The organism is Brevibacterium iodinum ATCC 49514 (genome assembly GCF_900169265.1).
GTDB classification, from domain to species: Bacteria; Actinomycetota; Actinomycetes; order Actinomycetales; family Brevibacteriaceae; genus Brevibacterium; species Brevibacterium iodinum.
Map to the genome: position 1 here is coordinate 58,228 of NZ_FXYX01000016.1, position 26,300 is coordinate 84,527.

At 65.5% G+C, this 26,300-nt stretch carries 21 protein-coding genes; 5 read left to right on the forward strand and 16 right to left on the reverse strand.

Annotated features, from left to right (window positions below; translation table 11 throughout):
* Positions 1-3: 3 nt before the first annotated feature.
* The 13 genes from BI49514_RS11355 to dcd all read right to left on the reverse strand — a co-directional run bounded on the left by BI49514_RS11355 (position 4) and on the right by dcd (position 15,518).
* Positions 4-1,236: an N-acetylglucosamine-6-phosphate deacetylase gene (locus tag BI49514_RS11355; RefSeq protein ID WP_101546648.1), complete on the reverse strand. Its 1,233-nt coding sequence runs from the start codon at positions 1,234-1,236 to the stop codon at positions 4-6.
* Between the two features lie 29 nt (positions 1,237-1,265).
* Positions 1,266-3,281: a S9 family peptidase gene (locus BI49514_RS11360; RefSeq protein ID WP_101546649.1), complete on the reverse strand. Its 2,016-nt coding sequence runs from the start codon at positions 3,279-3,281 to the stop codon at positions 1,266-1,268.
* Positions 3,282-3,495: 214 nt separating this feature from the next.
* Entirely contained in the window at positions 3,496-4,311 is an 816-nt protein-coding gene (locus BI49514_RS11365; RefSeq protein ID WP_244195254.1) for a hypothetical protein, read from the reverse strand.
* A complete protein-coding gene (locus tag BI49514_RS11370) occupies positions 4,308-5,936 on the reverse strand; it encodes an ATP-binding protein (protein ID WP_101546651.1) in 1,629 nt (542 codons plus the stop codon). Before BI49514_RS11370 ends, BI49514_RS11365 begins: the two co-directional genes overlap by 4 nt.
* The gene (locus tag BI49514_RS11375) at positions 5,933-6,685 is read right to left on the reverse strand and encodes a response regulator transcription factor (protein WP_101546652.1); all 753 of its coding nucleotides are present in this window, start codon (positions 6,683-6,685) and stop codon (positions 5,933-5,935) included. Before BI49514_RS11375 ends, BI49514_RS11370 begins: the two co-directional genes overlap by 4 nt.
* On the reverse strand, positions 6,675-7,070 hold the full coding sequence (gene mnhG, locus BI49514_RS11380) for a monovalent cation/H(+) antiporter subunit G (protein ID WP_101546653.1): 396 nt from the start codon (positions 7,068-7,070) through the stop codon (positions 6,675-6,677). Before mnhG ends, BI49514_RS11375 begins: the two co-directional genes overlap by 11 nt.
* Positions 7,060-7,605, reverse strand: a complete 546-nt coding sequence (locus BI49514_RS11385) for an MrpF/PhaF family protein (RefSeq protein ID WP_101546654.1) — start codon at positions 7,603-7,605, stop codon at positions 7,060-7,062. The genes mnhG and BI49514_RS11385 overlap by 11 nt, the downstream gene beginning before the upstream one ends.
* Complete coding sequence (locus BI49514_RS11390; protein ID WP_244195255.1) at positions 7,602-8,297, reverse strand: Na+/H+ antiporter subunit E; 696 nt, start codon at positions 8,295-8,297, stop codon at positions 7,602-7,604. Before BI49514_RS11390 ends, BI49514_RS11385 begins: the two co-directional genes overlap by 4 nt.
* Positions 8,297-9,877: a Na+/H+ antiporter subunit D gene (locus BI49514_RS11395; RefSeq protein WP_101546656.1), complete on the reverse strand. Its 1,581-nt coding sequence runs from the start codon at positions 9,875-9,877 to the stop codon at positions 8,297-8,299. The genes BI49514_RS11390 and BI49514_RS11395 overlap by 1 nt, the downstream gene beginning before the upstream one ends.
* Positions 9,874-10,509: a Na(+)/H(+) antiporter subunit C gene (locus BI49514_RS11400; protein ID WP_101546657.1), complete on the reverse strand. Its 636-nt coding sequence runs from the start codon at positions 10,507-10,509 to the stop codon at positions 9,874-9,876. The genes BI49514_RS11395 and BI49514_RS11400 overlap by 4 nt, the downstream gene beginning before the upstream one ends.
* Positions 10,506-13,553: a Na+/H+ antiporter subunit A gene (locus BI49514_RS11405; protein WP_101546658.1), complete on the reverse strand. Its 3,048-nt coding sequence runs from the start codon at positions 13,551-13,553 to the stop codon at positions 10,506-10,508. The genes BI49514_RS11400 and BI49514_RS11405 overlap by 4 nt, the downstream gene beginning before the upstream one ends.
* A 205-nt stretch (positions 13,554-13,758) precedes the next feature.
* Positions 13,759-14,943 (reverse strand): hypothetical protein, encoded by a 1,185-nt coding sequence (locus BI49514_RS11410; RefSeq protein ID WP_244195256.1) that lies wholly within the window; start codon positions 14,941-14,943, stop codon positions 13,759-13,761.
* Positions 14,940-15,518 carry a dCTP deaminase gene (gene dcd / locus BI49514_RS11415; protein WP_101546659.1) on the reverse strand — a complete coding sequence of 193 codons (579 nt, stop codon included), beginning with the start codon at positions 15,516-15,518 and terminating at the stop codon, positions 14,940-14,942. Before dcd ends, BI49514_RS11410 begins: the two co-directional genes overlap by 4 nt.
* A gap of 312 nt (positions 15,519-15,830) precedes the next feature.
* Between dcd and BI49514_RS11420 the strand changes: the two genes are divergently transcribed.
* The 4 genes from BI49514_RS11420 (at position 15,831) to BI49514_RS11435 (ending at position 20,870) form a co-directional block, all read left to right on the forward strand.
* The gene (locus BI49514_RS11420) at positions 15,831-17,360 is read left to right on the forward strand and encodes an LPXTG cell wall anchor domain-containing protein (RefSeq protein WP_145996213.1); all 1,530 of its coding nucleotides are present in this window, start codon (positions 15,831-15,833) and stop codon (positions 17,358-17,360) included.
* A gap of 6 nt (positions 17,361-17,366) precedes the next feature.
* On the forward strand, positions 17,367-18,527 hold the full coding sequence (locus BI49514_RS11425) for an ABC transporter (RefSeq protein WP_101546661.1): 1,161 nt from the start codon (positions 17,367-17,369) through the stop codon (positions 18,525-18,527).
* 63 nt (positions 18,528-18,590) lie between these two features.
* Positions 18,591-19,550, forward strand: a complete 960-nt coding sequence (locus BI49514_RS11430) for a hypothetical protein (protein WP_101546662.1) — start codon at positions 18,591-18,593, stop codon at positions 19,548-19,550.
* A 444-nt stretch (positions 19,551-19,994) separates the two neighbouring features.
* A complete protein-coding gene (locus tag BI49514_RS11435) occupies positions 19,995-20,870 on the forward strand; it encodes a hypothetical protein (protein ID WP_145996214.1) in 876 nt (291 codons plus the stop codon).
* A gap of 201 nt (positions 20,871-21,071) precedes the next feature.
* Here BI49514_RS11435 and BI49514_RS11440 read toward each other — a convergent pair whose 3' ends face one another.
* The 3 genes from BI49514_RS11440 to mmsB all read right to left on the reverse strand — a co-directional run bounded on the left by BI49514_RS11440 (position 21,072) and on the right by mmsB (position 25,001).
* Positions 21,072-23,006: an NHL domain-containing thioredoxin family protein gene (locus tag BI49514_RS11440; RefSeq protein ID WP_101546664.1), complete on the reverse strand. Its 1,935-nt coding sequence runs from the start codon at positions 23,004-23,006 to the stop codon at positions 21,072-21,074.
* Between the two features lie 121 nt (positions 23,007-23,127).
* Positions 23,128-23,868, reverse strand: a complete 741-nt coding sequence (locus BI49514_RS11445; RefSeq protein WP_101546665.1) for a YggS family pyridoxal phosphate-dependent enzyme — start codon at positions 23,866-23,868, stop codon at positions 23,128-23,130.
* Positions 23,869-24,095: 227 nt separating this feature from the next.
* Positions 24,096-25,001: a 3-hydroxyisobutyrate dehydrogenase gene (gene mmsB / locus BI49514_RS11450; protein WP_101546666.1), complete on the reverse strand. Its 906-nt coding sequence runs from the start codon at positions 24,999-25,001 to the stop codon at positions 24,096-24,098.
* 140 nt (positions 25,002-25,141) lie between these two features.
* Between mmsB and BI49514_RS11455 the strand changes: the two genes are divergently transcribed.
* Positions 25,142-26,017 (forward strand): LysR family transcriptional regulator, encoded by an 876-nt coding sequence (locus BI49514_RS11455; RefSeq protein WP_101546667.1) that lies wholly within the window; start codon positions 25,142-25,144, stop codon positions 26,015-26,017.
* Positions 26,018-26,300 lie beyond the last annotated feature (283 nt).

Sequence of the window (26,300 nt, forward strand, 5' to 3'; positions counted from 1 at the left end):
GGTTCAGTCCCCCAACGAAGAGGCCCGGATGCTCATGTCCTCATCGAGCAGCAGGAGGTCAGCCGGCATTCCGGGAGCCAACAGGCTGCCGGCACCGGCTGCACCGCCCGCCGCCTGCAGAGAATCACCCGACTCCGGCACTCCGCCCACCGCACGCAATGGAACGAATCCTGCGGACTGCACAGCGTCGAACGGGCTGAGTCCCACCTCGGCGACTGCCCGCTTCACAGCCTCGTCCATCGTCAACGTGGACCCCGCGATGGCGCCCTGAGTGCCATCCCCAGTAACCAGGCGCGCTACCGAATCTCTGACCTCGACCGGGAGCGAACCAAGGTGATAGCTCCCATCGTGCAGGCCGGTCGCCGCCATGGCGTCAGTGATGAGAGCGATGCGCCCGGGCACGAGTTCATCGAGCATACGCGCGACCGGGGCGACGACATGGACACCGTCATTGATGAGTTCGACGGTGACATGCTCGGCCTCGGCCGCGGCGAGGACCGGCCCCGGAGCACGGTGATGGATTCCGGGCATCGCATTGAACGCGTGGGTGAGGATGCTCGCCCCCGCCTCGAAGGCCTGCGCGGCCAGCGCATAATCGGCAGCCGTGTGGCCGACGGCCACACGCACCCCTGCCGCAGAGAACCGACCGATCGCATCGAGAGCACCGGGAAGTTCGGGCGCGATGGTGATCTGGCTCAGAGTTCCATCGGCCGCCTCGAGAATCGCTTCGACCGCCTCCGGGGTCGGCGATGTGAGCACTTCGGGCGCATGCGCACCTTTGAAATCCGGGGACAGGAACGGGCCTTCGGCGTGCAGGCCCATGACCATGGCCCGCGCACGGACGAGTCCGGCGCCCGCGCGCAAGGACTCACACAGGCCCTCGATCGTGTCGGAGACGTAGGACAGAGCGAGCCTGCCGGTGCCGTGGGCCCGATGCTCGTCGAGGATCGCATCGATCCCATCGCTCCCGTCCTCGGCGCTCGCACCACCCGCACCGTGACAGTGGATATCGACGAACGCGGGAGCCACGTATCCGCCGGCGGCGTCGATGACCTCACCTCTCGCCGAGGCGGCCCTGTCCTTCCAGCCGTCCCCGCGGCCCCGTGCCGTGACCGTTCCCTCGCCGACCGCGATCCAGGTGTCCGCGCCCTCCTCGTTGAACTTTGCCCGATCACCGTCGAGGATGCACGCATTGTGGATGACCGCCTCGGCGGGGATCTGTTCGGTCTGCGTCATCGGGGTCCTTCCATCGCTCTGAGCAACCCTCACCCCAGGGTGCGGACTCGATTCGCGTCGATGCCGAGCACATGCGTGTCGAGGAACGCGAGCACGGTGCGGTACCAGACCTCGGCATTCCCGCGGCCGAGGATCCAATGCCCCTCGTCGGGGAAGTAGAGGAACCGATGCTGAGTGTCGCCATCGGCGTCGAGCGGAGTCTTCGCCCGAGTGAGCAGGTCCAACCACAGCTCCTGACCCTGACCGATCGGCACCCGGTAGTCCTTGTCGCCGTGGATGACGAGCATCGGCACCTCGATGTCATCGGCGAACAGGTGCGGCGAATACTGCGCCGACTGCTCCCGCATCGCCTGATCCCACGACGAATTGTCCGTCGTCCGCCCCATCGACGTGGTGTTCCACAGAGAGGCATGGGTGACGATGCACTTGAACGCGCTGCCGGTGTGCCCTGCCACCCAGTTGGCCATGTATCCGCCGTAGGACCCTCCGGCCAGGGCGACACGTTCGGAATCGATGTCCGTCCTCTCCCCTGCGGCCTCGGTCAACGCCATGATGTCGGTGAAGGGAGTGCCGCCGAGCTGCTGCTGACCGCGGTCGATCATCGCCTGCCCGTAGCCGGTGGAGATCGCCGGGTCCGGCAGCAGCACCGCATAGCCGGCAGCAGCGAAGGGACCCGGATTCCACCGGTAGGTCCACGCATTCCACGATCCCCACGGTCCGCCATGGGCGAATACGACGAGCGGATGCGGCCCCTCCCCCTCCGGGAGCACCAGCCACGCGCGGATCTGCGTGCCGTCCTCGGCACGGACCTCCACCTCGGTGAGGGTGCCTTCTTCCTCGAGCACCGTCGCCGGGTTCGCGAGCTCGCTGATGACCCCGGTTCCGAGGTCGACGGAGATCGGCAGCGGTGCGACATCGATCGCCGAGGCGGTCGCCACGACCGTGTCCTCGCGCAGGGCCAGCCCCGAGAACGAATACTTCTGATCGGCTCCTCCGACCAGCCGCCGAGGCTGAGCATTGTTGATGTCACCGATGAAGATGCTGCCGCGACCATGATCATCCGCGGTGGCCACGATGGTCGAATCGTCCGCCCAGATCGGGGAGAACCAGAAATCTGCATCCGACCACACAGGATTCAGTTCCGCGGTCTCGAGATCGAGAACCATGAGTTCGGCCGAGAGGTTGGTCTGCGGAGTCCAGTTCTGTACGCGAGTGACCAGTGCTTTCGTCCCGTCCGGGCTGATGGCCTCGATGTCGAAGCTGTGATCGGCAGACGGTTTCGTCAGACGGTGCAGTTCGCGTTCCCCGTCGAGGTCCACGCGCCAGATCTCACTGGCTTCAAGCTGACCGGGGATCGGCTTCTCGAGCTGGACGAGGGCGAAGCGGGCCCCATCGTCGACGGCCCAATCGACAAGTCGGCCAGACGGCAGGGACAGGTACCGGAAGTCCAAGCCCGCCGGGGCACTCAGCTCGTCACTGACTTCCGGAAAGTCGGCGGCCGCCTCATCGAGGGTGGCCACGGCCAGGGTCTGCCGGCCCGGTCCCAGGTCATGGTCCCAGCGACGGACGGGGAATCCGGTGTGGAGGATTCCGCTGACCTTCGCGTTGCTGCGTTCGGTGCTGAATTCCTGATGGTCGTTCTCGTCGGCGGCCCATGTGTGGACGGGGAACTCGACGATGATGGTCTCGCCCTTGACCTCGATGCGGGAGAAGCCGCCCTCATGATCGGCAAGCTTGCGGGCCTCACCATTGTCTGGAAGTGCCCACAGGCTCGGAGACTCGGCATCCTTGCCGTCCTCGCCCTTGCGTTTGGAGGCGAAGACGATCGTGCCGTTCTCGCTCAGTGCGGCCGGTCCCACGGACTGGTCACCGCGAGTGATGCGTCGGGGCGTCTCCCCGCTGATATCGGCGAGGTGGCTGAGGGAGGAGTTTCCCTCGGAATTGAGGAACGAGTACTGGGCGATGACGCGGCCGCTCTGATTCGTCAAGAGGCCTTGCAGGCGGCGGGCGTCGAGGAGTCGGGTCACTGCGTCGTGGGTCGTCATCTTCCCATCCTAGATCCCCGCGCAGATTCCGGGGCGGATTCCAGAGAAACCCCAGATCGCCGAGGCGGCCGGAGGGATCCCAAGGGCGTGATCCCCGAGGCGGTCGGACGGTTCCCAGGGGCGTGATCGCCGAAGCTTCCGAACGGGATCGCGGGCGCATGACCTTCGCATCACGGGTGCCCGACCGCCACGTCGTTCGGCGCTCGCTGGTACGTCAGTGGAAGCTCGGTGACGGGACTTTCTCACCATCGATCGTCACCGTCGGCAGCATCTTCTTGAAGTCTTCCGCCACTTCGGTGTTCGTCGTCGGTGTGCGCATCTCGATGGACAGATTCACCAGGCGCCCGTTGATCTTGTACCCCGTCTGCACCCCGAAGGCATAAGTCGGTTCGTTGTTGATGGCAAGGATCTCGGTCGGACCGAGTTCACCCTGATAGCTCCAGAACTCGCCCGCGGCCAGAGACCCAGTCTGCTCGGCCAACACCTGTGAGTCCTGTTCGGAGAAGTTGTACCGCCTCTTCTGATCGACGACTTCCTGAGCACTGTCGCCGTATTCGTCGGTGCAGTTGACGAGGATGGTATCGCCGTGAGTGGTGTCTTCGCCGTGGTTGAAGACATGGAACTGCTCGGTGCTCCCGGTGCTGTCTCTCCAGTCATCACCGATTGCGAAGCTGAGTTCAACCGGGCAGCTGCTGCCGAACGTCACTGAAGTCTTCGTCATCCCCGCGGGGATTCCGGCTTCGGTGGGCTTGCCCGTGGGTTCGGGTCCGGCGGTCTCCTGCACGCCGATCCGCACCGGCCCTGCGGACTTGTCTTCCGTGCGGATCTGGAAGACCGAGCATCCGCTGAGGAGGACCGTCAGGGCGAGAGTGCCGGCAGCAGCGGCTCGTCGCACCGAGGCGGGTCTGCCCGAGGCAGGGTTTCCCGACGCCGGTCTGCCCGAGTCAGAACTCCCCGACACGGGTTTCTTCCCAGCGAGGATCCCCCAGGTGGAGGAATCCGATGCCGTGCGCCCAATCACTGGTCTCACTGCTGGTCACCTCGACGGCGACGGTCTGGGTACCCCGCTTCCGGGCCGTTCTGATTCGGCTGAGCCGGTCCATACCCGTACTGAGGCGTCTGCGAACCGGATCCGGGCTGGCTTCCGACAGATGGTTGTCCGGTGGGCTGGGGGCCGCTGGCGGGCTGACTGCCTGCAGGCGGCTGACCGTTGTACGGAGCACCGGGCTGGCTGACGACGGGCTGCTGGCCGAAGTTCTGGGGTCCCGTATTGGGGTGACCGCCCGCGTAGGGCTGGCCGAAGTTCTGCGGACTGGAATTGGGCTGACTGCCCACAGGTGTCTGCCCGAAGTTCTGCTGACCCGAGTGCGGATGACTTCCGACCGAAGGCTGTCCGGGCTGTTGCGGGCCGGAACTCTGAGGACCCGAGTTCGGCTGGCTGCCGACAGGCGGCTGACCGTAGCCCGGGTTCTGTCCGCCGCCGTTCAGGGTCTGCCGCGACGGTTTGAACTGCGAATGCTGACCGGAATCCGGCGCGAATCCACCGGAGACGGATTCGCCCGTCCGCCGATTGACCAGGTTACCGTCGACCCGTTCGAGACGACGCTTCGACGTCCGCCGCGGAGTGCCGAGGATCCGTCCCTGCAGTTCGGCCTCACTGGGCTGACGCGGAGGCAGGAATCCGGGCGCCTGCCGCGGATCAGCCTGCTGCACCGGCTGCACCGCATGCGAACCGGCAGCGACCCGATCCATATGATCCGACATCTGCGGAACGGTCACGGGCGCGGCATCGGCAAGGACGGGGAGAACCATGCGCACCGAGGTGCCCACACCCTCCTGGCTGAAGAGCTGCACGGATCCGCCGTGCCGAGTGACGATGGCGCGCACGAGCGAAAGGCCCATGCCCGAACCAGCGACCGCGCGTACTCGTGAACCGCGAGAGAGCTCGTCCCAGACGTTCTCCTGTTCGGCCAGCGGGATGCCGCTGCCCGTATCCGCGACCTCAACGACGACCCAGCGGTGCCCGTCGATGATCTGCTCATTGGCGCGCAGCTCGACGACTTCGGCCTGCGACGAGTATTTGAGAGCATTTCCCAGCAGGTTGAGGATCGCGGTGAGCAGCAGATCCTCCTCACCGGCGACATCGGGCAGCCGCCACGGAGCACGGGCGACAGTCGCCACGATCATCCGGTCCTCGGCTCCCGGCGCCGTCGATGCATCTTCCACGGCCTGATGGATGAGCGCATCGAGATCGACGCGGGCGTATTCGATGATGCGGGTCTCCACGTCGGCGAGCTTGCGCAGATCGGCCAGCAGTCGTGCGACCCGGCGCGAGGACACGTCGACCTGCTTGGCGGCCGGCTCAACCTCGCTCAGCGTGCCGCCGTCGCGGACGACCTCCCGGATGCTCGCCGCCGAGGTGCGCAGCGCCGTCAGCGGATTCTTCAGCTCATGGTCGAGTCGGATGAGCATCCGATTGCGCTTCGTCATCGAATCCTCGGCCGCGGCCGTCTCGATGGATTCCCGCAACGCGGCCTCACGCCTCTTCAGATACCGCCAGCCGAACCACGCACCGACGGCCAGACCGCCGAACACGATGACGAGCAGCAGCAGGAACAGCCAGACCTGGATCTCGAAGACAAGGAAATTCGTCATAGACGGCTCTGTCCGTCCTCGCCGCGGACCTCACCGACGAAACGATAGCCGCGTCCCTGCACGGTGGCGATCCACCGCGGTTCTGCGGCGTCCTCGCCGAGCACACGACGCAGCTCGGCGACCCGGGAATCCACGGCGCGGGTGCCCACGGCCTCTTCGAATCCCCACAGCACTTCGAGCAGGCGAGAGCGTTCGATGAGTTCGTCCTTGTGCACCATGAGGTACTCGAGCAGGGTGAAGCCCTTCGGAGTGATGACGAGTTCACGCTGCCCCAACCACGCCCGGCGTCCGACACGGTCGACGCGCAGGCCGAAGCTGGACACGAGCACCGGCGCCGTGGCCAATGGCGGACCGTCATTGCGGGTCCTACGCAGCACGGCACGGATGCGCGCGACGAGCTCGTGCGGATCGAAGGGTTTGTTGAGGTAGTCGTCGGCGCCTTCTTCGAGCGCCATCGCCCGCTCGACGCCCTCGCCGACCTGGGTCAGCAGCAGCACCGGAACCCAGTTCTCCTCTTTGCGCAGGCGGCGCAGCACCTGCCGGCCATCGGCTCCGGGCATGAGCACGTCGAGGACGCACACATCGGGTTTGTGACGATGGATCTCGTCGAGAGCGAGCAGTCCGTCGCTGGCCGGAAGCACCCGGAAACCGGAGCGCTCGAGGAACGGTACGACCGCTCCGAGGACGTCGGGCTCATCATCGGCGACTAAGACGAGTGGTTGGGGCTCGGTGTGACTGTCAGCCGTCATGGTGGTCTGTTCCGGTTCCTCTCTGGCGTTCCCAGGCGATCTCTCGGGCCTCGGCACGGTCGACCGCCTCGGCGAGTTCATCTCGGTACAGCATAGATCGACGCAGGTGCTTGGTGCGATAGCCGGCGCGGCCGACCATATGGGTGGCGACGGGAATCGTCACGAGCTGGAAGGAGATGATGATCGCCAGAGTCGTCACCGTCGCCCAGGTCGGGAACTGGATCGCGATCGCCACGGCGACGAGCACCAGGCCCAGCACCTGGGGTTTCGCGCTCGCGTGCATGCGCGAGAGAAGGTCGCCGAAGCGGACGAGACCGACCGCGGCGGCCAGGGACAGGACCGCGCCGAGGAAGATGAGCACGGCCGAGATGATGTCAAGAACCACGATTGCTCTCCTGCCCGTCGGCATCAGACACATGCTCGGCGTCATCGGGTCCCGGATCGGGCCCGGTGCCCTCGCCCTCTCCGCCGCTGTCGGCGTGGGCGTCGTAGGTGGGATCCGCGATCTCGGTGACGTCATCGCCGGGTCGATCCTGGGGCACAGAGGTCGATCCGGGCCCGGCGCCCTGCTCGTCCGCATCGCGGGGCATGTGCCAGTCAGAGGCGCTGAACTCGGACAGGGCCCCCGCCTCGGGGCCGAGAGTCATCGAATCGGACTTCGACACATACCGCGACACGCTCACCGAACCGACGAAGCCGAGCATCGCGAGCACGATGAGCACCGGCAGCAGATCCGTCCGGTCGGACAGGGCCATATACCCGCCGAGGCCGCACATGATCGCCGCCAGCACGACGTCGGTGCCGATCATGCGGTCGAGGATCGAAGGACCGCGGACGATCCGGAGGAGCGCTATGACCACCGAGGCGGCCAACAGCACCGAACCGGCGACGACGAGGGAGTGAAGGATGATCTCACTCATGAGCGGCCTCCTTCGGTCTCGGTCAGCGGATCCGGTCTGGCGCGCAGGGCGGCGAGGTCACGATGCGAACCGAGAGTGCGGATGAGCAGCTCTTCGATGTAGTAGACCTGCGCTTTAGCCTTGCGCACCTTCTCCTCGGAATCGCAGTCGAGGAAGTGCAGGTAGAGCATGCCCATGGCGCGATCGCTGTCGATGATGATCGACCCGGGGATGAGGCTGGCGGTATCGGCGATGAGGGTGAGCACGAGGTCCGAGCTCGTGCGCAGATCGCAGGCGACGACGGACCCGGCGCCGACCGCTTTGCGACGGAACGCATACCAGGCGACTTCGATGGAGGCGCGGAGAACCGAAAAGAGGAACCACAGACCGAACACCAACGCATGCCAGACGTTGAACCGTCCGGAGAGCACAACGGGCGGGAGGTAGAAGACGCGCGTGATGACGTAGGCCAGCACGATTCCGGTGATCACGGTGACCACAGTGATCGAATCCCACAGCATCAGCCACAGCAGAACCAGCGAGACCAGCAGCACGAGCTGCTGGATGAATCCGCGGCCCCGGCTCATCCGCGCCCGGTTCGCCGGCACCCGGTCTTGGCCCATCGCCCGGTCCTGTCCCGTTGCCCGGTCTTGGCCGTGGACTCGGTCCCGGCCGTCAGCTCGGGTCTGTCCCTGGTCTCGGTCGGGGCTCATCACTCATCACCTCCCAGCACGTTCGTGACGTAGTCGATCGGTGTCGAGAGGTTCTCCGCCGCCCGGTTCGACATGTCCCACAGAGGTTCGGCGGCGACGGTGAGAACGATGGAGGCGATCACCACCATCGAGGTGGCCGCCACCATGGCAGGGGGAACGCCGATCTGAGATTTCCACTTCTTCCCCGCCAGCAGCGTCTTCTTCCGCTCCGTGAATTCCTCGACGAGGTCCTCGTTCGGCTCCTCCACATCGGCCGGATCACGCCAGAATGCGAGGTTGAAGGTACGTCCGATGACGTAGAGGGTGAGCAGACTCGTCACGGTGCCGGCGACGATGAGGACGGTCGGCAGCCACGCGTGGTCGTCGAAGCCCGCGAAGAAGAGTGCGACCTTGCCGATGAACCCGGAGAACGGCGGAATGCCGGAGAGGTTGAGAGCGGGGATGAAGAAGATGATCGTGATCACCGGCGAGAGCACCATGAGACCGCCGAGCGATCTCGTCGAGGTGGACCCGCCCCGCATTTCGACGAGGCCGATGGCCAGGAACAGCGCGGTCTGGACGATGATGTGGTGAACCGTGTAGTAGATCGCGGCAGACAGGCCGACACTCGTGCCCAGGGCCACGCCGAAGAGCATATAGCCGATATGCGAAACCAGGGTGAAGGACACGATCCTCTTGATCTCCGACTGAGCGATGGCGCCGAAGATGCCCACGAGCATCGTCAGGCCGGCCGCGATGAGCAGCGGCACCCGCAGGGAGGATTCGGCGAACAGCAGGGTCTCCGTGCGGATGATCGCATAGATGCCGACCTTCGTCAGCAGTCCTGCGAAGACCGCTGTCACCGGGGCCGGTGCCGTCGGATAGGAGTCGGGCAGCCAGAAGGACAGCGGGAAGATCGCGGCCTTGATTCCGAAGCCCAGCAGCAGGAGGACGTGGAGGATCATCTGCACATCGGCCGGCAGGTCCGAGATCCTCTCGGACAGCTGCGCCATGTTCACTGTGCCGCACGCAGCATAGATGACACCGATGGCGGCGAGGAAGATCACCGAGGACACAAGCGAGATGATCACATAGGTGACTCCCGCCCGGATCCGCTCCGCCGTGGCACCGAGGGTGAGCAGCACATAGGAGGAGACGAGGAACATCTCGAAGCCGACATAGAGATTGAACAGGTCTCCGGCGAGGAACGAGTTCGCAATGCCCGCGCACAGCACCAGATAGCTGGGGTTGAACACGGAGATCGGAGTCTCGTTCGAATCGTCGTTGGCGTCCTGACTCAGGGCGTAGACGAGCACGCACAGTGTGACCAGTGCAGACACGATGAGCATGAGAGCCGACAGCCGGTCGGCGACGAGCACGATGCCCGCAGGAGGCTGCCACCCGCCGATCGCCACGACCTGCGGCCCGTGCGCATCGACTCCGAAGAGGATCATCGTGGCGATGGCCATGACCGCGACCAGGATCGCGATCGACACGATGTTCTGCGCCCGCGTGTGCTTCGACAGGATGAGCGCGATTCCGGCGCCGATGAGCGGCAGCAGAACGGGCAGGGGAACGAGCACGGGCAGAAGATCGATCATGCGTCGTCTCCCTGCCGTTTCGCGTCTTCGGCCTCTTCGGTGACCTCAGCCTCTTCGGCGCTGTGCGCCTCCGTCTGCGAGTCCACGGCCTCCTCGGCGATGGCATCGGCCTCGGCCGGGGTCGACGCGTCCTCGATGTCGTCGGCGAGGTCCTCCCGCTCTGCGGGCGTGCCGTCGTCGTCGAGGTCGATGGCACCGGTGATCGGGGACTCCGCCTCGTCACCGAACTCGGTGTCGTCGTAGTCGGTGCTCGCCTCCGCCTCGGAGTCGATGAGCTTCGTGATCGCCACCTGGAGGTCAGTGTCGTCATCCTGCAGCGAATCGGCGCGCATGAGCCTCCAAGAGCGGTAGATCATCGCCAGCAGAAACGCCGTCACGGCGAAGGTGATGACGATCGCGGTGAGGATGAGCGCATGCGGCAGCGGATCGGACATGCCCTCGGTCGACAGGTTCTTGCCGTCCGTCAGGGGCGGAGAGCCGCGTCCGGCGGTGAGGATGATGAGCAGATTCACTCCGTTGCCGAGCAGGATGAAGCCGAGCAGAACGCGGGTCAGGGAGCGTTCGAGCATGAGGTAGATGCCGCCGGCGAAGAGGACGCCCATGGCCAGGACCATGACGAAGGAGACGCTCATAGGCGGCCTCCTTCCGCACCGTTGTCGACGTCGAGTTCGTTGACCCGGTCGATGATCTCGGACACCGCTCGGTGTTCGGCAGTGGCGCCCATGTCCTCGGAGAAGTTCACATTGTCGTGGATGCGGTTGGTCAGCATCGCCTCGTCGCGCTCCTGGTGCAGGTCGACCTCGGCTCCCAGCGAGCGGAGGATGTCGAGCATGAGGCCGACGACGATGAGATAGACGCCGATGTCGAAGAACGTCGAGGTCCCGAAGGACAGGTGGCCCAGCAGCGGCAGGTCACCCTCGAGGTAGAGGGATTCGAAGACCGTGTCACTCCAGATCCACCCGCCGATGACGGTGAGGATCGCGGTCACCATACCGGTGCCCAGCATTCCCGAGGGAGTGAAGGGGGCCGCCTCGGCGAGTTCGTACTTGCCTCCCGCGAGGTAGCGGACGACGAGCGCGAGCCCGGCGACGAGACCGCCGGCGAATCCGCCGCCCGGATCGTTGTGGCCGGCGAAGAGAAGGTAGACGGAGAAGACGATGACGGCGTGGAAGATCAGGCGGGCAGTGACCTCGAGGATGATCGACCGGTTGCGCGGAGCCAAGGTCCGTCCGGCGATGAGCCACGACGCCCGCTTCTGCGACAGCCCCTCCCCCTGGCCGGTGTAGTGGAGGTCGGCGACGTCCTCGGCCACGGGTTGGAAGCGGATGCGACCGGCCGCCTCGGTGCCGTCCCTCTTCCTCTCGAACCGGTGCAGGTGACCTTCGCGACCACGCACGAAGATGAGGCCGGCGATACCGGTACCCGCGGCCACGAGCACCGAGATCTCACCCATCGTGTCCCACGCGCGGATATCGACGAGGGTGACGTTGACGATGTTCTTGCCGTGACCGAGCTCGTAGGCGAGCTGACCGAAGTCGACGGAGATCGGATCGGCCACGCGCACACCGGAGGCGATGAGGACCACGAGCATCATGGTGATGCCCACGGCACCGCCGATGATCGCCCGCCAGGCGGGGGTGAGTCGACCGGTCGACTCACCGATGCGTGCCGGCAGCCTACGGAGGACGAGGACGAAGACGACAATCGTGATGGTCTCGACGAGCACCTGGGTCAGAGCCAGGTCGGGAGCGCCGACGAAGGCGAAGTACGCGACCATCGCGTAGCCGGAGATGCCGGTGACGACGACAGCGGTGAAGCGCTTCTTGGCTCGGGTGGCACCGATCGCGACGATGACGAGCACGGCCGCAACGATGAGGTCCAGCGGCGTGTCCCAGAGCCGGAACGTGATGTTCCACGTGTCGTTGGAGATGATCGCCAGCCCCAGTCCGGCGACGAGGACGATGTAGACCACGCCCTGGTAGAACGGCAGCGAACCACGCTGGGTGCGGGCGGTGACCCACAGCGCCAAGGCCTCCATCCAGCCGATGAGCATTCGGTAGAGCTCGTGGAAGTCCAGGCCCGACGGCAGCGTCGCCTGCACCTTCGCGAAGGGACGGCGGTAGATGAACAGAGCGAGGCCTGCGGCGACGGTGACGGCGGTGAAGGCGAGCGCCGGTTCGAATCCGTGCCACAGCGCGAGGTGGTAGTGCCCATCGCCTTCGGCCACGGCCGGCAGCCCGGAGGTCCACGCGGAGAAGTAGCCGTCGAGCAGTCCGACTCCCGGGCCGAGCGCCAGAGTCAGAGCGGTGAGGATGAGCGGGGAGACGACGAGGGTGAGCTTCTCGTCGCGGCGGGCGATGTCGTCGACTCCGGGCTTCGAGGAGAACGCACCCCAGACGAAACGGGTCGAGTAGGCGACGGTGAGGATCGAGCCGATCATGATGCCGATGAAGGCGATGACCGAGGTCTTGTCCGGCGAGGACAGAAGGGTCGAGTACGCGGCTTCCTTCGCAGCGAAGCCGAGCAGCGGGGGCAGCCCGGCCATCGAGGCGGCAGCGATCGTCGCGCACACGGCGACGACGGGGAAGGCCCTCCAGCCGCCGGAGAGTTTCGTCAGGTCACGGGTGCCGGCACGGTGGTCGATGATGCCGACACACAGGAACAGGCACGACTTGAACAGGGCGTGGGCGATGAGCAGACCCAGGGCCGCCTTCGTGATGTCCGGAGTGCCGAACGAGGCCATGGTGGTGAGGAATCCGAGCTGCGAGACCGTGCCGAAGGCCAGCAGCAGTTTGAGGTCGGTCTGCTTCAGCGCCTGCCAACCGCCGATGAACATCGTCAGCAGACCCAGGGTGAGCAGCACCTCGGACCAGCCGGGGATGTTGTTGTAGCCCGGCGCCAGGCGCAGGACGAGGTAGATTCCCGCCTTGACCATGGCCGCGGCGTGCAGATAGGCGCTCACCGGAGTGGGTGCGGCCATGGCGCCGGGCAGCCAGAAGTGGAACGGCATGAGCGCGGACTTCGAGATCGCGCCGACGAGGATGAGGATGACGGCGGAGATGATGATTCCGCCGGTGTCCATACCCGACTGGGCTCGGTCGACCAGGGTCGAGATCTGCCCGGTTCCGGTGGCGGTGATGAGCAGGATCATGCCCACGAGCATGGCCAGCCCGCCTGCGGTGGTGACGATGAGGGCCTGCAGTGCCGCCTGCCTGGAGCGGCGGCGGGACTGGCTGTGCCCGATGAGCAGGTAGGAGAAGACAGTCGTGCCTTCCCAGAACAGGTAGAGCATGAGCAGTTCGTCGGCGATGACGAGCCCGTACATCATTCCGGCGAAGGCCATGAAGATTCCCGCGAACCGGGCCAGGCCCGGCTCGTCGGGCGAGAAGTAGCGTGCACAGTAGACGAAGACGAGGGCGCCGACCCCGGTCACCAGCAGCGTCATGATCCAGGAGAGCACGTCGAGGCGGAAGATCCCGGCGAGACCGAGCTCGGGCAGCCAGTCGAGATTCTCCACGACCGGCTGAGCGGCGGGGCCGAAGATCTCGGGGATCGTCGACAGGCTCCACAGAAGTCCCGCGAAGGGGACGAGGGCGAGGAAGAAGAAGGCGTTGCGGCCGAGTAGGCGAACCAGAGGGTAGGCGATGACAGATGCCCCGAAGAAGGCCCCTGTCATGACTATCACCGGCGGCCACCTCCGTCATATGCCTGTTTGTGAGAAAGGTTCGTCAGGCCATTTTCGCACGAACAGGTGTCGTTTCCCCAATTGCTGGGTGTGAGCTGAGACAGGCTCTGCCCCGACACGACACCGGTCACGCGCGTATCCGAAAGCTGGTCACGCGCGTATCCGAAAGCTGGTCACGCGTGCATCCGACGGCTCGTCACGCGCGCAGCTGTCTGCTGGTCACGAGGAAGCCGTTCTCGTCGAGTCCGATGCCGTCCGAACCGACGAGCAGTTCGGCTCCGATCGCGTCTGTCAGCTCGGCCACCCGACCGCGCATCCGTCGGAAGCGACGCCCTTGGTTCGGCTGATAGCGCTTCGACTCGGTGTCCATCCAGTGCACGTGGTATTCGATCTGCGGGGCGTCGGTGTGGGCGGCGACGATCGGCGGAACCCACTCGGCTTCCATCACGCGGATCTCGAGGCTGCCGGCGGATTCATCGATCTCGCCGAGCGGGACGAGCAGGGCATAGCCGTCGAGGATGACCGGGGCGGAAGGGTCGAAGAGCGGATCGTCGACGCTCGCTTGGGCCAGCACATCCTCGTCGGGGGTGGGCAGAGCCTGCTGGAAGGCGTGCGGGGCATGGCGGCGCACGAGGTCGAGCGCGACCGGCGGCTCCATCCAGTACGAGGAGTAGATGTAGAGGTCGACCTTCGCCTCCGGGTCGGGGATGATCACCCGCGTCGGCAGTCCGGGTTCGTCGGCCAGGCGCACGCCCGTGTGGAGGCGGGAGGCGACGGAGAGCATGAGGCTGAGCATCCGCTCCTCCTCCCGGTCCGGCATTCCGTTGGGAAAGGCCTCGTGGAGTCCGTCGGCATCGGCGAACCAGTCCGGCGGCGGGGTCGGCTGCCGGTCCCTGGGGCAGTCGATGACGATGGCGTGCCGAGCCCAGTCGGGGACTTCGAGCGCGGCGGCATCGGCCGGGTCGAGGGAAGCCCCGGAGCTCAGTCGGGAGTGCCGGCTCAGGCGCAGCTGCCCGTGCTCGTCGAGCACGGGGCGCAGATCGGGCAGCTTGTTGTGGATGAGCGCGAGCACGTCGGAGACCTCGACCGCATCATCGAGGAGGATGAGGTGGAAACCGCGCAGATCCGCCGAGGTCGCCGTGTCCTCGGGCGCGGACGTGGCACCGCCGTATCCGGGCCGCCCCGTCGACGGCATCCCGGTCCGCCGCCTGCTCGCGGCCTGAGCGTCGGAGGCAGGGGGCACGGGGGCGGAGGCGTCTGTCGGGGCAGAGGCACCCGTCGTTTCTGCGTCGGGGGCCTGGTAGCGCGCAGCGTCGGCCTGTTCCCGGGCGGCACGTTCAGCGGCTTCGCGTTGCAGCCGCAGTTCGCGGCGGGTGATCACATCTCCCTCCGATAGAAATTGAGGTGCGAACGGGAAGCGGTCGGGCCGCGCTGGCCCTGGTAGCGGTTGCCCGTGGCTTGGGAACCATAGGGATTCTCCGCAGCCGAGCTGAGTCGGAAGAAGCAGAGCTGGCCGATCTTCATGCCCGGCCACAGCGTGATTGGCAGGGTCGCGACGTTCGACAGCTCCAGGGTGACGTGGCCGCTGAAACCGGGGTCGATGAATCCGGCGGTCGAGTGGGTCAGGAGACCGAGACGTCCGAGCGAGGACTTGCCCTCGAGCCGAGCCGCGACATCGACGGGCAGAGTCACGAGCTCATGAGTGGAGGCGAGGACGAACTCCCCCGGGTGGAGGACGAAGGGCTCCCCCGGAGCGGCTTCGACGAAACGGGTGAGCTCGGGCTGCTCGAGGCTCGGGTCGATGACCGCGTACTTGTGGTTGTCGAAGAGCCGGAAGCAGCGGTCGAGACACACGTCGACGCTGGCCGGCTGGATCAGCGACGGGTCGTAGGGGTCGAGGGCGATGCGCCCGGAGTCGAGCTCGGCGCGGATGTCGCGGTCGGAAAGGAGAGTCACGCTTCCGATGGTAGTCGCTGCAAGCCCCGTACGCTTGAGACTCCTCTCCTCTCCCCTCCGCCGAACCATGGGTCGAGCACGCATCACCGGCCGGCAAAATCCACCGCCACGCCGAAACTATGTCACAAAACGGTAACGATTCTCGGGAATTCTCCTGATTTTTACCCGTGTGTCTCCCCATAGCGGCGGATGAATGCCTTAGGGTAATGAGCTGTACGGACCCGCGCACGATGGTGCCTTCCCCTTCTTAAGCCAAGGAATGCCGGGAGTCCATCGTCTTTCGTGGGTAGACAACAATCGAAAGGCATTACTGTGAAGACCTCGCGTCTTGTGCTTGCCCCCGCAGTAGCCGTTGCATTGACAGGTCTTGCTGGCGCCCCGGCGTTCGCAGCGACAGAGTCCACCGCTTCGGTCCCTCAGCAACCGCTGTGCGCCCAGGGTGATCAGCAGTCATCGAGCAGCTCCGAATCGGATTCTTCGGTTCCCGACGAGTCGGATCCGCAGGCGACCCTTGCGCAGGCGCAGGTGACCCGCGCCGATATCGCTGACGACAAAAAGGGAATCGGCTTCTCCGGCACCGGATTCAGCCCGGACCAGAAGGCCACAGTGACCGTCGTCGGCACCGATGGCACCGAATACTCGCCGGACAAGAAGCTCACGGTCGACGAAGACGGAAAGGTCTCCGGCACCTACTTCTTCACCGTCACCGACGGTGCCCAGGTGCCTGTCGGCGAGTACTCGCTCTACCTCACCGATCTCAAGTCCGAGAAGAAGTCCTCGAAGGTGACCTTCGAGGTCGTCTCCAAGGCCTCCGAGGTCGAGGAACCGGGTAAGGGCGACGACGATAAGTGTGATTCGGCCACCGGTCCCATCGAGACTCCGGACGAGACTCCCAGCGAAACGAAGTCCCCGGAGCCCTCGGAGACGAAGACCGAGGAACCCACCACGAAGGCTCCCGAGCCGACGGAGACGAAGACCGAGGAGCCCACCACCGAGGCACCGAAGCCGAGCCCGTCGGAGACGAAGACCGAAGAGCCCACCACCGAGGCACCGAAGCCGAGCCCGTCGGAGACGAAGACCGAAGAGCCCACCACCGAGGCACCGAAGCCGAGCCCGTCTGAGACCGACGAGGCTGACGACAAGGCCGATGAGGCTCCCGCCGACGGCGTGAAGCCTGGACCGGCCGAGGGCCCGAAGGACGAAGCGCCGAAGTCCGACGAACCGACCGGCCAGCCGTCGGAGTCCGAAGACGCCGACAACGCGGCCGAAGGCGACAAGAAGGCCGAGGACGAGGCTCCCGAGTCCACCGGCCCGGCCAGCCCCGGCACCGAGGACAAGCAACCTGCCGCAGCCGCACAGGCGTCCATGTTCATCAACCCGACCGAGGTCAGCTCCGAGAACTTCCTGGGCGACGGCATCAAGCTCGGCGTCAGCGGGGCTCAGCCCGGCGAGAAGGTCTCGATCACGGTCGAGCATGCCCAGGGCAAGGTCGACCGCTACACGATGACCAAGGAAGCCGATTCCGAAGGCAAGGTCACATTCGGTGTCCAGGCCAAGGTCAAGGCCGTGCTCGGCACCTACAACGTGCGTGCCCAGGCCGAGAGCTTCGACGAGCCCCAGGGCGGAAGCTTCACCGTGCTCACCAACGGCACCGCCGTCGACGAGGGCGGAAACGGGACCGGGAACGGCAGCGGCTCGAACGATTCGGGCAGCGACCTGCCGCGCACCGGTGCCGAGATGACCGGACTGGCTCTCGGTGTCGGTCTGCTCGCAGTCGGTGCGGCAGCTGTCATCATCACCCGTCGGCGGATGAATGCCTCCGACGATCCCGCGGAGTTCTAAGCCGCGTTGAACGATGAATTGTCCCTCGCGGGGCTGCAGCTCGACGGACGCGAGATCGACCTCGGACGTCTGCGAGCAGGGACAATGCTCGGACTCATGGGCAGCCCGGACAGCACCACCTCGGTGGTGCTGTCCGTGGCGGCCCTGCCCCACGTCGCACCACCACCACGCTTCCCGACCGGTCGCCGGTCGGGTCGCTTGCGTGTGCGCAGCTGGATGAAGAGCTATCTTCGCGAAGCCGATGCCGGATCTGGGGAGGCGGCATCGGCAGCGGATCCATCGGCTGCATTGACATCATTCGGACTGCGCCCCGATGTTCTGCGCAGTCGTCTCGATGACCTCGACGCGCCCGATCGTGCCCGTCTCGCCCTGGCCGCGGCCTGGGCGAGCGGCGCGAAATGGCTGACTCTCATCGACCCGTTCGGTTCGGTCCCCGGCCATCTGCGCACCGGTCTGCGGGGTCGCTTCGCCGAACTCATCGCCCAAGAGGGCCGCGGCGTCGTCTTCAGCTCGAATTCGCTGACCGACCACTCCATCGCCGAGGCAGGGGTGGCCGATATCGAAAAGGACCAACTCGTCGCGCTCGGCTCCTTGGAGCAGATCGTCACCGAACCGCGCGGTTCGCTGCCGGCCGAGCTCAGCGGCGTCAATGTCTATTCCGGGCTGGCACGGAAGGGATGGCTGTCCATCGGCCATTCGGCCGTGCGCGCCCGCACCGACCTCGACGGGAAGGTGTTCGTCACCCTCGGGTGGCGTGCCGCCCTCCTGTCATTGGACGAACACGACCCGGCGTTCACCTCGGCGACGGTGTTCGAAGCCATCGTCACGGGACTGCGCGATCGCGGTTCCTGTCTGCAGGCGAAGCTCTCACCGGTCGACACGGAGATGGGACTCGCCCTCGACGTCGACCTCGCCGACCTCGCCGGAGTGCCGAGCAGGCAGCCGGATCCGACGGATTCGACGAAGTCCGACGCATCCGCCGAACCGGCTGAGGATTCCGCGGCGAACGCCGAGTCAGATGCGGGCAAAAAGCCGGCCATCGGATTCGGGGTGCTGCACCCTGGACTCGGCGCGACGATCTCCGAACTGCGAGCCAACGTCAAGGTCGGCACGCATGTCTTCGTCGAGGTCGACACCTCTGCCCTGCATGCCTACCCGGTCGAGTGAACCGCGGCAGATAGACTGAGAACTGCCCAGTCCCCTCAAGTTCCCAACCGAATCAGGAGCGCCATGCGAACGTCGCGCAGACTTCTGATCTCAGCGCTGACGGTCGTCGTCCTCACAGTGGCAGCGGTCCCCCTCCTCAACTTCACCGTCTACACCCCCGCGCGAGCCGCCGAATCCTATATCTCGGCGATCGAACGCGGCGATGCGCAGAGTGCCTTCTCCTACCTGTCCACACCGACTCCGACATCGACCTTGGCACTGAGTGACGAGGTCCTCTCCGCGGCTCCCGACCTGCCGCGCGAGCCCGAGGCCGAGACCGTCTCCGTCGACGGCGATCACGCGAAGGTCCGCCTCAGCTACAACCTGTCCTCGCAGGAGCAGACCGTCGATCTCAACATGGTCCGCCTGCCTGCCAGCGCGGGACTCTTCAACCGCTGGGCCATCGAACAGGAAGAATGGCCGACGCTGACCCTGGACGTCTCCGGTTCGTCAACGGCGACGGTCAACGGATACGGGGTCAGCACGGGAAGTGTGCCCGTGCTGTTCCCGGCGAGCTACCTCGTCGGTTTCGATGCGACGTATCTGAAGTCGCGATCCCAACGCACCGAGGTGACCGCCCCCGGCGACTCCCCCACCGTGAAGCTCTCGCCCGAACCCACGGCCAAGCTCGAGCAGACCGTGGAGGAGCAGGTCACCGACCATCTGCAGGACTGCATGAAGTCGAAGACGCTCATGCCGGCCGGCTGCGTCTTCGGCTACGACACGGACAATGAGATCATCGGCGATGTCTCCTGGTCGCTCGAGCGCAGTCCGCAGATCGGGCTGACCTCGTCCGGCAGCGATCTCGAACTTACTCCCTCCACGGTCGAGGTGCGGGTCAAGGGACGCTACCGGGACATCGTCACCGCTGCCGAACACGACTTCGACGAGAAGCTCTCCTTCGTCCTCGGCGGTTCGGTGGTCGTCAAGTCTTCACAGGTGAGCTTCGAACCGCGCCGCCTCGGCGACGTCACCATCGCATAAGGGGCGCTCCTCCTGCTGAGGTCCCAGTCCGGCTCCACAGGCCCGTGTCCGGACCTCCGACGGGTGCGCCTCTCGCGATTCTCCTCGCCGCGGGATTGTTGGGTCGATCCACGGCTTTCAGGGGGCCGAAACCCCCGTGGATCGACCCAACAATCGCACGTCGAGAGGCTTCAGACGTGTCTCAAGGAGCCCCACTCACCCATTCTTTCCTGTGGATGAACTCCTCGCACGGTTGCTGCAAAATACGACCGGACCGTGGATTCGCCAGCGATGGCTAGGGCCGGGGCGATCTCTGCACTCTCACGCCGATTCCTGAGGACCGACGGAAAGTGTCCACAGTCGCATTCAGACGCGTTCACTATTCACGGTGCGCGGACGATCCTGTCTGTCATGCGCAGAACAATTCGGTCGCCTGCCGATTTCCAGACGGCTCCCGTCCCTTTTATGCACAGCGATCTCGAAGCGCGCGGGCTCACGGAATTCGCGCTGAAAGACCGGTCTCGTTTCATACAAGTCTTCCGCGGCGTGTGGGTTGAAGCCGATCCCAGCTCTCGGGTTCTCTGCCCGCCGTGGGCGGATCAGAAGTGGTTACAACAACAAGTGAGACTTTCAGCGCTTCTGCTCTTGCACCCGCATGTCATCGGCTGTTCGCTGACTGCCGCTGCACTCTACGGGCTGCCACTGCCTAGCCGTCGCAAGGACTTCGACACCCACGTCATCAGCGGCGATCGAGGTCTGCGAATTCGGCGAAAAGCCGTGCAGCTCCACCGAGGATCCGGCTTCGACATCACTGAGTTCTACAATCTGCCGCTGATTTCAGCCACAGATCTGTTCTTCGAACTCGCCCCGCTGATCAGCGAAGACGACCTGATTGCGCTGGGTGATGCGGCCATCAGCAGACAGAACAGTGGTCCGCTCACCAGTCTCGATCAGCTTCGGGAAAAGGCAGCCGCAAGCCACTACCTCAAAGCGCGAAAATCGGTGCGGCGGGCGTTGTCACTGATCCGCGAGACAGTCGATTCTCCGCGTGAAACGTGGTTGCGACTGTGGATCATCGCGAACGGATTTCCAGAACCGGAAGTTCACCCGGAAGTGAAGTGTTCGACGGTCTCGGCGACTCTCCGCCCTGACCTCGGATACCCCGACATCAAGCTCGCCATCGAATACGAAGGTGACCATCACAGAACCTCGTCGTACCAGTTCGGCGTGGACATCGAGCGTCGGCAGCTGCTGGAGGCCGAAGGATGGGTGGTCCTTCGGGTCTCGAAGCGAACAGACATGGACACGTTCAAGCATATTCTTGCGACGTACCTCGGCTGAGCAGCCACCCAGGGCCGTCCATGCAACCCGACCCCACCTGGGCACGGCGGGCTAAGGGGCGAATCCGCCGATTGTTGGGTCGATCCACGGCGTTCAGAACGCCGAAAACACCGTGGATCGACCCAACAATCTCCGTGCATGGGCTTTCAGCGATGACCGTCCACCTGATCGACAGCGGCCCTCGTTCCGGTGGCCGAGCGCTCAGGCGCCGCGGAGGTCGAGGGTGAGTGCGTTCGGAGCCGAATCCGCGAGCTCGACGGGGATGCCCCAGTCCTGCTGGTAGAGGTGGCAGGCCGCGTGCAGCGGGATCTCTCCCCCTGGCTCACCGTCGCAGGCTGCAGCACGCGCTGTCACGTGCAGCACTCCCTCGGTGAACTCGGGATTGATGACGATATCTCGGCTGAGCCCCTCGGCTCCGCCTTCTCCGGAGGAGATGAGTTCCGGCGGCGTCGCAGACACCTGCAGGAACGTGGGATCACCCCACCGGTCGTCGAGCTTCTGACCAGCCGGTACAGTGAAGCTCACGGTCAGCGAAACCGGACCGGAGGCGATCTCCGTCGAAGGGCGCTTCGTCGTCAATGCGCCTTCGTCGACCTTCTGGGCGTCCTTGGGCAGCTTCACCCGGGTGAGTGCGTGCGCTGCGGACTCGACGACGATGAGTTCGGCGTCATCGGGGGTGCCTTCGTCGTCGATGAGGACGATGTCCGAGGGTTCGCGCAGGCCGCGCGCCAGGGTCGTGACTTCCTCGGTCCTCGGGTCGAAGCGGCGGATCGCACCGTTGTAGGTGTCGGTGATCGCGACCGACCCGTCAGGCAGGCTGCGCACTCCCAGCGGGTGCTGCAGGCGGGCTTCGGCGGCCGGTCCGTCGCGGAAGCCGAAGTCGAAGAGTCCGACGCCCACCAGCGAGGACACCTCACCGGTGGCGGGGTCGAGGCGGCGGATCGCCGAGGTCTCGGAGTCGGCAACGAACACCTCGCCCGCTGGCCCGAGGTCGAGACCGGAGGATTGGGCGAACCACGCAGACTCCCCGTCGCCGTCGACCAGGCCCTCGTTCATCGTGCCCGAGAGGATGCGGATCGTGCCGTCCTTCGGATCGAAAGACCAGATGGTGTGGTTGCCTGCCATCGCCACGACCACCTCGGCGGTGGAGGGGACGAAGAGGACATCCCACGGCGACGACAGCTTCACATCACGCGCGGATCCATCGTATCGTCCCAGCTCACCGGGTTTGCCGCGGACGTTGTCGATGGCTCCGACCATGTGCTGCTCACCGGTGCCGGCGATGGTCGTGACTGTCTCGTTCGTCAGGTCGATCCCGCGCAGGGTGTGGTTGACGGTATCGGCGACGACGAGGTCGTAGCCGACTTCGGCCGCCAGATCGGCGGGCAGCACGGTGATGCCTCCGGGTTCGCTGAAGCTCGCCGAGGCGAAGTCGCCGTCGTCCGCGCCGCGCTCACCGGTGCCGATACGGCGGATGATCGAGGCCGCATCGTCGTCGTATTCGACGAGGCTGTGGTGTCCGGAATCGGCGACGATGAGGTGGCCAGAGGGCAGCCGGGTGGCCTTTCCGGGGTAGAACAGGTCTGTCTCCGGGGCCGGCGGCGGAACGTAGGGTCCGTCGCCGGAGTGGAGGGTGCCCTTGGCCGAGTGCTCCTCGATGAGGCCCTCGATGATCTCGGTGAGACCGGCTGCATGGCCCTCACCGGACATGGTCGCCACGAGGTAGCCCTCGGGGTCGATGACGGCCAAGGTCGGCCAGGCGCGAGCGGTGTACGCCTGCCAGGTGACGAGGTCGGGATCGTCGAGGACGAGGTGTTCGACCTGGTAGCGTTCCACGGCCTGGTCGACGGCTTCGACGGTGCGTTCGAACTCGAACTTCGGCGAGTGCACGCCGATGATGACAAGCTCCTTGGCGTACTTCTCCTCCAACGGGCGCAGTTCGTCGAGGACGTGGAGGCAGTTGATGCAGCAGAACGTCCAGAAGTCGAGGAGGACGACCTTTCCGCGCAGATCGGCCAGGGTCAGGTCCTTGCCGCCGGAGTTCATCCACCGGCGACCGACGAGTTCGGGCGCACGGACCTTGACGTCCCGTGCCGGGGAGTTGGCTGACGCGGAGATATCTGGACTGCTGTTCATGATTCTATGATCGCAGATCCTCCACCGAGGCGGCCTTCCCAACGTCATCAAGTGACGGTTCTCTCCCCCGCCCGGGAATGCGGCGGATGCCGAGTCGGCCCGTGTGGGTGTGGAGGACCGGTCAGGAATAGTCGCGAGCGCCGAAGATGCTCGATCCGATGCGGACGATCGTCGCTCCTTCGGCGATGGCGAGTTCGAAGTCGCCGCTCATGCCCATCGACAGCTCGGCCGCCTCGGCGGGCATGACCCCTGATCCGCGCAGCGTCTCGCTGAGCTCGCGCAGGTCGGAGTAGCTGGGGCGGATCTCTTCGGGGCTGCTGCCGGGCAGTCCGATCGTCATGAGTCCGCGCAGCCGCATCCGGCCAAGTGCCCGGGTCGCGGTGATGAGCTCCTCGGCGTCTTCGGGTGCGACACCGAACTTCGAGTCCTCGCGGGAGGTGTTGACCTGGATGAAGTAGTCGACGGTCTCATCGAGGACGTCGAGGCGGTTGTTGATCTTCTCGGCCAGCGAGAGGTTGTCGACGGACTGGATGCACTGAGCATGCCGCAGGGTGTGATTGACCTTGTTGCGCTGCAGCGGTCCGATGAGGTGGGTCTCGGGATCGAGGTCGGCGAGCGCCTCGGCCTTGCCGGTGATCTCCTGCACCTTGTTCTCGCCGATGAGCGTGAACCCGTGCTCGAGGGCGACGCGGATCTTCTCCGCCGGCTGCGTCTTCGTCGCTAGCAGCACGCGCACATCGTCCCCGCTGCGACCGCTCGCCTCGGCGGCGGCCCGGGCCCGATCAGCCACCTCGTCGAGGTTGCCGGTGATGGCGGCGATGTCGTCGGCGGAGAGCGGGGAGGCGGAATCAGGCGTACTCATGACTCCAGTCTTACATGAGCCGCACGAAGTTTCAGGTCGCCGAGGATGCTCCAGCGGCCGAGTCCCGCACCAGGTGTCACGACGGGAACGGGCCCGCGTCCGGGCCGGTCCACCTAGCCGGTCCACCGGGCAGGGAAACGAGTTGCGGACGATCCGTGTCGAATTCATTGTGATTCTTCGACACGGATCGTCCGCAACTCGGTGCCGCCTCGGCCCCGTTACAGTGCCTACTTCGGCAGACCCTCGGCGTCCGGGTCGATGTTCTTGATCAGGGCGGACGTGTCGAGTCCGCCGAGGTCTTCGTCGATGAGCTTCTGCAGCTGCGCGTGGACAAGGGAGGCGGCCGGGAGCTCGACACCCTGGGTCTCGGCGCCGGCGAGGGCCAGGCCGACGTCCTTGTGCATGAGTGCGGTGGCAAAGCCGGGCTGGAACTCGTTGTTCGCTGCGGCCGTCGTCGTCACGCCCGGCACCGGGTACCACGTACGCAGCGGCCAGGAGTCACCGGAGGAGACCTTCGCAATATCGTGGAAGACCTTCGGGTCGAGGCCGAAGCGATCGGCGAGCACAGCGCCTTCGACGACACCCTGGAGGCTGATCGACAGCATCATGTTGTTCACGATCTTCGCGGCCTGACCTGCGGCGTCACCACCGGCGTGGAAGATGTTGCCGGCCATCGCCTCGATGAAGGGGCGAGCCTCTTCGATGTCGGCGTCGGCACCGCCGAGCATGAACGTCAGGGTGCCGGCTTCGGCACCGGTGACTCCGCCGGAGACGGGTCCGTCGATCAGGCGGAAGCCTGCCTTCTTCGCCTCGGCATGGAGGAGACGCGCCGAATCGAAGTCGATCGTCGAGGAATCGATGAGGAGGGTCCTCTGGTCCGCGTTGGCCAGGACACCGTCGGGCTCGAGGTAGGCGGTGCGGGCGTGCTCGCCCTTGGGCAGCATCGTGAAGACGATATCGGCACCGGCGACCGCCTCGGCGATGGAACTCACGGGGTTCACCCCGCTCTTCGCGGCTGCGTCCACGGCCTCGGGGACGAGATCGAAACCATTGACGGTGTGACCGGCCCTGACCAGGTTCGCAGTCATCGGGCGGCCCATATTTCCCAGGCCCACCCATCCAATCGTCGACATAATATGCCTCCTCGCATCATGTTCAGCAACTCTTAGGTGTTCCCTCTCACAGTACGCCAGTGAACGTGCGGAAGGCCGGCGGGGAGCCTCACCTCTTCCGCACCGGTTATGTGCGCGGACGCAGATAGAATGGAGCCACTATGGCTTCCTATGCACCTGGCAGTTCAGGTCTGCAGATCGCTCCCGAGGATCTGCTGACTCTGCTCGCCGTCGCCCGACTGGGGAAGTTCACGGCCGCCGCGCACAGCCTCGGCCTCAACCACACGACCGTGTCCAGGCGCATCGCCGCGCTCGAGAGAGCGTACGGCGATCGCGTGCTCGTGGCTTCCCCCGACGGGTGGGAGCTCAGCGCCGCCGGGCGCCAGCTGCTGCCGATCGCCGAGGATATCGAGGCCGCTCTGGGCCGCATCGATGCGCATTCGAACTCGGCTCTCTCCGGGACGATCCGGCTGGCCTGTCCGCAGGCCTTCGCCCTTGAGTATGCCGTTCCGGCGCTCACCACACTGCAGGCGCAGCATCCGGGACTGCAGATCGAGCTGATCACCGCCACGCAGCGGGCCAGGCAGTACCGGTCGGGTGTAGATATCGAGATCGTCGTCGGGCGTCCTGATGCCCCGCGGTCGATTGCCAAGCACATCCGCGACTACCGGCTCCAGCTCTATGCCTCGCAGGACTACATCTCCTCGCATCCGATGCCGCAGACGCTGGATGATCTGGCCGACCACCGGATGGTCTACTACATCGAGAATTCGCTGCAGGTCGATGATCTCGACGAGGCGGCCGATGCCCTTCCCCGTGGGACAGGCTTCTTCCGGTCCACCTCGGTGCATGCGCACGTGCTCGCGACCTCGCACGGGGCCGGGATCGGCATCCTTCCGGACTTCCTCGCCCACGGCAATTCGCGCTTGGTGCAGGTGCTGCCCGAGCTGTTCTCCAAGCAGGTGTCCTATTGGGCCTCGGTCCGCCACGAGTCCCTGCGCAACGCCGGAGTCCGCAAAGTCCTAGAATCCCTCTAATTGCTACCTGACGGCGGCCCAGCAACCTCGCGCGAGGTTGCTGGGCCGCCGTCAGGATCCTTCTATGTCTGTCAAGCGGCTTGGCCGATCGGTTTCGTGGCCTCGAGAATCCGATACACAGAACGAGCGACGTGACGCTTCATACACCGGATCGTTTCCTTCTTCGTCTCCCCCTCACCAAGCCGTTTCGCCATATATTCCTGGGACCGCTGATGGTGAGATAGCCGCGTGATAGCCACCATGTACAACGCAGAATTCAACCTACGATCACCACTGCGATTCA